The organism is Pollutimonas rozaliensis (genome assembly GCF_048751585.1).
Lineage (GTDB): Bacteria > Pseudomonadota > Gammaproteobacteria > Burkholderiales > Burkholderiaceae_B.
Genome location: NZ_JAZHOB010000350.1, coordinates 1 through 238 on the forward strand (window position 1 = coordinate 1; position 238 = coordinate 238).

The 238-nt window shown below is 54.2% G+C and carries 1 protein-coding gene; it reads right to left on the minus strand.

Annotated features, from left to right (window positions below):
- On the minus strand, window positions 1-223 hold a 223-nt coding region (locus V0R37_RS23195; protein WP_420376703.1), incomplete at its 3' end, for a substrate-binding domain-containing protein.
- Window positions 224-238 lie beyond the last annotated feature (15 nt).

Here is a 238-nt window from a genome sequence, read left to right on the forward strand (position 1 = left end):
GCTCGGTTTTGAGCAGCTGCTGGGTTTTTGGTATTCGGCCTAAAATCATTTTGGCCGCCACGCGTCCTTTACCTGCGCTGTCCTGGCGTACGGTGGTTAAGCGTGGGGCACGATATTGCCCTTCGGCAATGCCGTCAAAGCCTGTAATTCGTAACTCCCCTGGGACGTGAATACCTCGCTGCTCTGCTAGCGTTAGCGCAGTGAGCGCAATTCGATCTGACATGCATAGCAAAAGGTC